Origin of the sequence: Paraburkholderia diazotrophica (assembly GCF_900108945.1) — a bacterium.
Classification (GTDB): domain Bacteria; phylum Pseudomonadota; class Gammaproteobacteria; order Burkholderiales; family Burkholderiaceae; genus Paraburkholderia; species Paraburkholderia diazotrophica.
Window position 1 is genome coordinate 128,494 of the sequence record NZ_FNYE01000021.1, and the last position, 7,506, is coordinate 135,999.

7 protein-coding genes are annotated in these 7,506 nt (G+C 60.7%); 1 reads left to right on the forward strand and 6 read right to left on the reverse strand.

What is annotated here, in order from left to right:
- The 6 genes from BMW76_RS24560 to BMW76_RS24585 all read right to left on the reverse strand — a co-directional run bounded on the left by BMW76_RS24560 (nucleotide 1) and on the right by BMW76_RS24585 (nucleotide 6,665).
- Complete coding sequence (locus BMW76_RS24560) at nucleotides 1–1,710, reverse strand: OmpA family protein (RefSeq protein WP_090869908.1); 1,710 nt, start codon at nucleotides 1,708–1,710, stop codon at nucleotides 1–3.
- Nucleotides 1,710–2,393 (reverse strand): DotU family type IV/VI secretion system protein, encoded by a 684-nt coding sequence (locus BMW76_RS24565; RefSeq protein WP_090869910.1) that lies wholly within the window; start codon nucleotides 2,391–2,393, stop codon nucleotides 1,710–1,712. Before BMW76_RS24565 ends, BMW76_RS24560 begins: the two co-directional genes overlap by 1 nt.
- Nucleotides 2,390–3,736 (reverse strand): type VI secretion system baseplate subunit TssK, encoded by a 1,347-nt coding sequence (tssK, locus tag BMW76_RS24570; protein WP_090869930.1) that lies wholly within the window; start codon nucleotides 3,734–3,736, stop codon nucleotides 2,390–2,392. The genes BMW76_RS24565 and tssK overlap by 4 nt, the downstream gene beginning before the upstream one ends.
- Before the next feature lie 117 nt (nucleotides 3,737–3,853).
- A complete protein-coding gene (gene tssC / locus BMW76_RS24575) occupies nucleotides 3,854–5,401 on the reverse strand; it encodes a type VI secretion system contractile sheath large subunit (RefSeq protein WP_090869912.1) in 1,548 nt (515 codons plus the stop codon).
- 33 nt (nucleotides 5,402–5,434) lie between these two features.
- On the reverse strand, nucleotides 5,435–5,941 hold the full coding sequence (gene tssB / locus BMW76_RS24580; RefSeq protein WP_090869914.1) for a type VI secretion system contractile sheath small subunit: 507 nt from the start codon (nucleotides 5,939–5,941) through the stop codon (nucleotides 5,435–5,437).
- Between the two features lie 445 nt (nucleotides 5,942–6,386).
- The gene (locus BMW76_RS24585; RefSeq protein ID WP_090869931.1) at nucleotides 6,387–6,665 is read right to left on the reverse strand and encodes a PAAR domain-containing protein; all 279 of its coding nucleotides are present in this window, start codon (nucleotides 6,663–6,665) and stop codon (nucleotides 6,387–6,389) included.
- 640 nt (nucleotides 6,666–7,305) lie between these two features.
- On the opposite strand from BMW76_RS24585, the gene BMW76_RS24590 reads away from it, so the two are divergent.
- A partial coding sequence (locus BMW76_RS24590; RefSeq protein WP_143062306.1) for a hypothetical protein occupies nucleotides 7,306–7,506 on the forward strand: 201 nt, incomplete at its 3' end.

Below are 7,506 nucleotides of genomic sequence, written 5' to 3' on the forward strand. Positions count from 1 at the left end.
CTATGAGCAGGCCGGATGGCCATGGGTAAAACCGTTGCCACGATCGTCGCGGCAGTCGGGTACTAACGTGATTTCGACGCGCCGGTTTTGCGCGCGGCCCGCGTCGGTATCGTTCGAAACCTTTGGGCGGGTGTCGCCGTAACCCTGAATCGCGAAACGCGTGACGGAGATACCGGAGGCATCCGCGAGCCAGTCGCGCACGGCTGCGGCTCTTGCTTCGGACAGCATCAGGTTGCTGGCCGGGCTGCCGACCGAATCCGTATGGCCGGCAATCAGCACCCGCTTGTCCGGATGCCCCTTGATCATCTCGAGCGCGCCGACGAGCGCCCGGTTCGAGCCGGACTTGAGCTTCGCACTGCCGCTGTCGAAGAGCGACATGCTGTCCAGCTCGATCGTCGATGGCGGAGGAGCAGGCGGCTGATAACTCGCGATCAGGCGGTTCGCGAGCGGCAGCAACGGCGCGCCGCGATAAAGCCCGAGACCGAGGCGCGGCGGCACGCCCATGCTTGCGTATCGTTCGAGCTGGTCCCGATCCTGTTTGACAGCCGCGAGCGCGTCCACGCGCGCGGCGTCCTGCGTGGGCGGAATCGCCTGATAGCGCGTCATGTCGGCCGTCACGCGGGCAACCAGCGCGCGGTTCTGCCATGCCGACGCCGCGGCAGCCGCGCAAAACCACACGGCGAGCCACGCGAACGCATGAGCGAGCGCGCCCGGCAACGCGCGACGAGCCGGCTGCGGCGCAATTCCGCGAATGAGCGGCAGCGGCAACGGATATCGCTGCGTGATGCCAGCACCGGCAGGCATGTCGAGCGCGGTCCTCGCAGCGACGAATTGCGCATGCAGCGAGTCGCGTGCACGCTGGCCGGCCACCGCCGTGACACCGAACGCGTGCAACGTCAGCGGCTGCGCGCCGCGCTGCGTGTCCTGCAGCGGCGGCAAGACAGCTTCACAACCCCAGCGCACGAGCGCTTCCAGCTGCGCGGCCACGAATGCGCGCGGCTGCCGGTCGTCGGGCTGCGCCCGTTCGACGAATGCGCCGAGCGATTCGGCAATTCGCTCCGCCGTAGTCCGCATCTCCAGCGCGGTCGAGCCGGACACACCGAACCATGGGTAATCGGATGGCGTCTGCCCGTTTTCCGTCCCGTACAACGCGACGCACACGGGCAACCGGTAGCCGAGCGCCCGGCACGCTTCGTGAATCGCGACGCGCCAGCGCTTGAGCGCGGCCTGCAACGCGACGGCGCTGGTCGCGTCATCAGCCGTCATCAGCCATGCCACGGCATCGGGCCCCTGGCCACCGCGCCAGCGCTTGAGGGCGTCGGCGAGATGCATCAGCCGCGACGGGTCATCGTGACGCACCCATATGGCCGCTTCCGTCACGATGACAGCGTGCTTGTCGAACACGCGCGAGAGCACGCTGCCCGATTCGCCGATGGTCAATACGAGCGGCGTATTGCGCTTGATGTCGGCGGGCAACGACGCGAGCGCGGCGTCGATGGAACGCAGCACATGCTGAGTCGACGCACGCCGTTCGCGCATGCGCCGCGTGGCAAGCGCGATGCAAATCAATGCCGCGAGCACGATCAGCGAAGCGCATGCGCCGTTCCAACCAACCGGCCACGGCGAAAACAGAGCGAGCCAGATGAGCGGTAGCAGCGCAATCCAGACGAACACAGACCGCCAGGGATAACCGGACACGACGGCCACCATCAGCGCGCGAGATTTTCGATCGACGCGGACAGCCAGCGATCGAGCATCAGGTAGACCACGCCTGACACAACGCAGGCGGCAGCAACCCATGCCAGCGCGTTCATGCGGCGATACCATGGGCGCGCATAGGGCGCCGTTACGATCACGGTCGTCGTCGCAGGATCGGCGCGCCGCCAGCCGCCGCGCTGGAGCCGCTCGTCGATTGCATGCATCAGCGCGGAGCGCGCGTCCTCGCCGTCAAGCGCGAACCGGCCCTTGAAGCCGAGACTCAGCACGGCATTGAACACGGCGAGCAACGTCAACGAAGGCTGCCGTTCTGACAGCCGCCGTTCGATACGGCGAATGAGTTCATCCCCTGCATCATGGCTGCGAAACTCCTGCACCTGCAAAGGTTCTCGCTCCCATTGGTCGCGATCGTTGCCGCTCAGACAGCTGAGGGTGATTTCGTCCAACAGTGCGCACTGCGCGTACGCTGCATCTTCGACGACGTCAGCGGGATGTCCCTTAGCCGACATCTGTTTGCGAAGATGCGCAACCTGTTCTTTGCATGTCCGCCGGAACCCGTCGTACGCCCCCGGTACGCCGTCCTGCATGAGTTGAGTCACCAGCAGCGCCGTGTCGCGCAACGCGACAGGCAGCACATGGAAATCGGGCTGGTTTTCCGGATGGAAAGCGTTCGTCATGTCGGCAGCACCGCATAAAGCTCCAGCGATACATCCGGAATCGACGCCGGTATGTAAAACTGGCATGCGCGCGCAGCGACCATTCGGGCGAATGCCGGATGCGATCCATCGAGCGCGAAGTACTGGTTTTCGATGCGGACAGGGATCGCGGCAGGCAGACGCGACATCGTGCGCAATGGGATGCCAGGCAGCGCCGAATTGACGATCTGCTCGACTTCGTCAGGCGCGCCCGCCTTGCAAAGACGCGGCACCTGATCGAGCAGTTGATGCGCGGGCAGGCCTGCCTGCACCGACAGATAGTAGTCCGCCCCTTCGACAAGCCGCTCGTCGTTGAAGCGGCCCACCCAGACCGTCGGCTTGACGCGTTCGAGGGCCACGGGCACGACGCGGGAAGGAATGACCGTATCCAGCAGCGTGCGAATCAGCGACTCCAGTTCTGCGAATACCGGTTCCGGCGCGCGGTGATCGTATGCGGGAATGGCCTGCAAGGATTCCGTCGTCGAAAAGGTCAGCAGCGAGCCGGCAAGACGCGCCAGCACGCCATAAAGCCGCTCGGGATGCTGATTGGGCGCCTGACACAGGCGCGCCAGATCCGGCCACGTCGTGTTGACGCTATGCAGCAGCCAGAAGAGCGACACGTCCGCGACGGCGTAGTCGGCGATCTGATCCGAGCGCTCGCGGCGACGCACTGCGAGGCTCGCACTCTTCGCGAGCAGAATCTCCGCGAACCGGTTCATCCGCGCGAGCAGTTGCTCGTTCGCCGACAGCACGAGACAAGGCGGAACGAACGATGTGTCGAATTCGAAACGCCCTTGCGCGTTGCGCACGATGCGACCGATCGGACATGTCACGTAATCACCGGCCTGCTCGAAATCGAACAGCAGCGCGAGTGCGTGACGCTCGACACTAATCTCTTCCTTCCCCTCGCCGTTGACATCGACGACCTGCAAGTACTCACGCAGAAAACGACGCGGGCGGGCGGGCCGTTCGCCGTCTTCGACACAGTTGCCGCCCTGCGCATCTATCAGCGGCAGACCGATCAATACGGTTGCAGCGTCGAGTTGTGCCGGCACTTCGGCAAGATCGCGAGACGGTGGTAGCCGATCCGACGTTTCCGAATCGACATAAGTTCCGTCGGACAACCGTGCGGCGAGCGAAGTCAACTGCAGCCGGTTGATCGAGAGCGCGTGCGTATCGAAAGCAACGTGGGTTACGCCCCACGGATCAGGACTTGCAATGCGTGCCACGCGCTCGTCAGCAAACCGGTCCCACATGGCCTGCTGCTGAAAGTGCTGTGGGGTCATGAAAATCCCCTGAGCCCACAGCGGTCTCGTAATCTTCATCATGCCTGCTAGTGTGCGAAGTGGCGCCCGGTTACGCGATACCGAACCGCTTAAGGGTACGGGACTGCACAGCGCGCCTCGGGCACTGTGCAGTCCGCGCTGTCTGAAGCAGCGTGATTAGTTCTTCGCCTTGGGCATTTGCGAAACGAGCGACAGGTTGATGTCCATGCCCTCGATCTGGAAGTGCGGGATGATGAAGAGCTTTACCCGGAAGAAGCCGGGGTTGTCCTCGATGTCTTCAACCGTCACCTGAGCCTCGCGCAATGGATGCGATGCCTGGAGATCGTCGCCCGGGTCGGTCATTTCGGTGACGAGCGACTTGATCCACGTATTCAGTTCGAGTTCGAGCAGACGCCGGTCTTTGGTCGTGCCGATGTTTTCGCGCTGAATCAGCTTCAGATAATGCGCGATACGCGACAGGAGGAAGATGTACGGCAAGCGCGCGTTGACGCGGCTATTCGCGGTTGCTTCCTTTGTGTCGAACATAGTCGGCTTCTGCGCCGAATGCGCCGAGAAGAAGCATGCGAAGTCGTGATTCTTGTAATACGACAGCGGAATGAAGCCAAGATTGGCGAATTCGAATTCGCGAGTTTCGGGAATCAGCACTTCACTCGGAATCTTTGCCTGATTGCCCGTGCCGAGATCGTACAGATGGATCGGCAGATCTTCGACCAGACCACCGGCTTGCGGGCCGCGAATCTGTACGCACCAGCCGTTCTTGATGAAGCTTCTCACCATGTTCGCTGCGAAAGCGAACGACGCATTGGCCCACAGATAACGGTTATGATCCGGGCCCTTGACCGATTCCGTGTAGTTGAAGGCGCGCACGGGAACCGTGTCGGGGCCGTAAGGGAGACGCGCCAGAAAACGCGGCAACGTAAGGCCGATGTAGCGAGCGTCATCGGATTCGCGGAAGCTCTTCCACTTCAGATATTCGGCGCGATCGAAATAGTTGCCGATGTCGCGAATGCTCGCGACGTCTTCCATCGCTTCCTTGCCGAAAAATTGCGGCGAAACCGAGCCGATGAACGGCATGTGAGCAGCGGCCGACACCTTCGCGATGTTGCGCAACAGTGCGATGTCTTGCGGACCACGGTCGAACTCATAGTTCGAGATGATCGAGCCGATCGGCTCACCACCCGGTGTGTCGTACTCCTGGATGTACGTGTGCAGATAGAGCCCGCTTTGAATGACTTCGGGCGTGTCTTCGAAATCCTGGCGCAGTGCGTCCTTGGACACATCCAGCACTTCGATCTTCACGTTCTTGCGGAAATCCGTGCGGTCGACCAGGAACTTGAGCCCGCGCCATGCCGATTCGATGTTCTGGAAAGTCTCGTTGTGCATGATCGCGTCGAGCTGACGGCTGATCTGCTGATCGAGATGCTCGATATGGAAATCGAGCAGGCTTCGGTCCAGACGGTCGACATGCTGTGACGAGTCCTTGATCATCTTCAAGAAGACGTTCATCGCCTGCGCAACGCGCTCGTCCAGCGACGACTCCGATAACGCGTCCGCGCTCTGGAACGACTCGAATGGCCGGGTAGCCGTGACGGGCTTCAAATTGATCTTCTCGCACAGCGACTCGTAGACGCTCTTTCCCGGCGCGTCGAGTACAACCGTGTCTGCCCCAGCCGTCTCGTGAATACGTGTTTCGTTCTTTGCCATGATAGTTATGTTCTTCTTTTGATTGTCTGGACCTTAGGCAGCTTCTGAGCTTGATTCGCCGATTTTCGAAAGATCATCGCGCAGACGATCGGACAGCGCAGGGTCCTTCAGGATCCGTTCGAGCTCGCGGCGGAACGTGGCGTTATCGAGGAGATTGGACTTCAGGTCGCGAAGCAGATTGCGAGCCGACATCAATGCACGCAATTCAGGCACCTTGCTGGCGACGTTCTCCGGCTTGAAGTCGTCCATCGAACGGAATTCGAGATCGACGGGCAGTTCTGAGCCGTCTCCCGCGAGCGTGTTTTCGACTGCGATGCGGGCTTTGGGTGCGTGATCGGAAAGTACCGCGTTGAAGTTATTCTTGTTGATATTGACCTTGGCGCGTTCCGCGAGCGGACGCGTGTCCTGACCGTTGCTGTAGTCGCCCATCACGAGCAGCTTGAGCGGCAATTCGACCTTCTTCTGGGCGCCGCCCGTATGCAGGTCGAGCTTCAAATTGATGCGTGCCTTCGGCACCTCGTTCTGGAAACTTTCGCTCATCTCTACGTCCTTCGCATTTTTGTTAGTTAGTATTCCGTCGCACTACCGAATTTTTAACACGACTTCTTACTCGTCGTGAATCGTATTCTGTTGCATCGCGCGTGAAATTTTGTAAAAGTTAAGCAATTCCGCGAAAACGTCGCTCGGCTACTTCACAGAGCGTAGTCGAACGCCCATCTTCTTCATCGGGAACGCCTTACCGTATGCAGGTTTATCACCATTCATGTAGGAATGCAGATTACTTACGTTGCGCCGATCTCCTCTAACGCGAGGCAATCCGACCGAAGCATTTCGCGTAGCTGGAAGAAGCAAAACGAGAGGAGCGATTCGACTTGAGAGCGTCCATTCCATGCCGCATGCCACGCCACCTGACGATCATGCAGTGCGCTCGTGGTTCAATTCGCGAAACTGGCTATATGCATCGTCGCGATGCAGCGCGTAGACGTCATTCGCTGTCGTAGTACGTCGAGCGTGCGATAACCCGGTTCGTACCACGCGGGCACTGACAAGCCACGATATCGCCATCGCGCACGGCGCTTGCCCCGGTTAATCCCCAGCCCGATGCAGTGCCCAACATGGGACCGTTATGGCCACAGCGCGGGCAGGATGCAAATCCCATGTTTTTCGCGAGCGCCCCGTTGTCGTCCGAGAACGACTCGTCTCCCTCGAGCACCTCTCCCCCGGTCGTTGTCCTGTTGCCCTTTATCGCCAGCATCTTTGCCATTGTCATTCCCCCGGTTGTCCTGCAGTCAATTTCCGGCTCCCTCGACGTGCTGTCCGGGCGACAGCAGCCAGCAGCCATTGGCCGAACGCGGACGACACTGGCCGCCCGGCGATACAGCCCACAACGCGCTATGCCAGTTGCGAACGGGGCAGTCGATGCGCCCGGGACGCATTCACACGAATCCTGAAGTGATGCTGCACAGTGGCTCCCGGCCTTCGTTCCTAGCTTCAGCGTTGGTGGACTGTCGTCCATCAACATCAGTACCATACATCCGGTGAAGCGCAACGCAACGAATGACGGGCTCGCATCGGCATATACCGCGTCATGTACTGTGATCATCGTCATGACGGCAGCACGGCGTACAGTCGCAGCGCGGCTTCTGGAATCGCGGTTGGAACGCAGGTATGGCAGGCATTCGTCGATTAACGTTTAGCACACCATACATCTCAAAACCAGCACCGAAAGTCACGAATTGTCAATGTGGGACGAAAAGCAACGCGCCTTGGCATGAACAGCTCCACCCCCTTCACAGAGGACTATGGATACGGTTACCGTTAGGCCCCAGCTCCGTGTCGCGTGCGCAGATGACGCGTGCATGGCGGTTGCGAAGCAGTGCTCATCAGACAAGAGATAAACAACAATGGCAAGGCTGATTGACGACGCGAGGAAGTTTGTATCCGGCCTGACGGCGATTCCCGGACGTCAGGCGTACTTCCTGGATGTGCCAGGCACGGCAAGCGCGCAAACGCTGTCGGTCGTGTCGTTCGAGGCGGTCGAGAAGATGGGCGCGCCGACGGAGGTCTGCATCGTGCTGACCCACCCGCAGCGGCTCGCGTGTGCT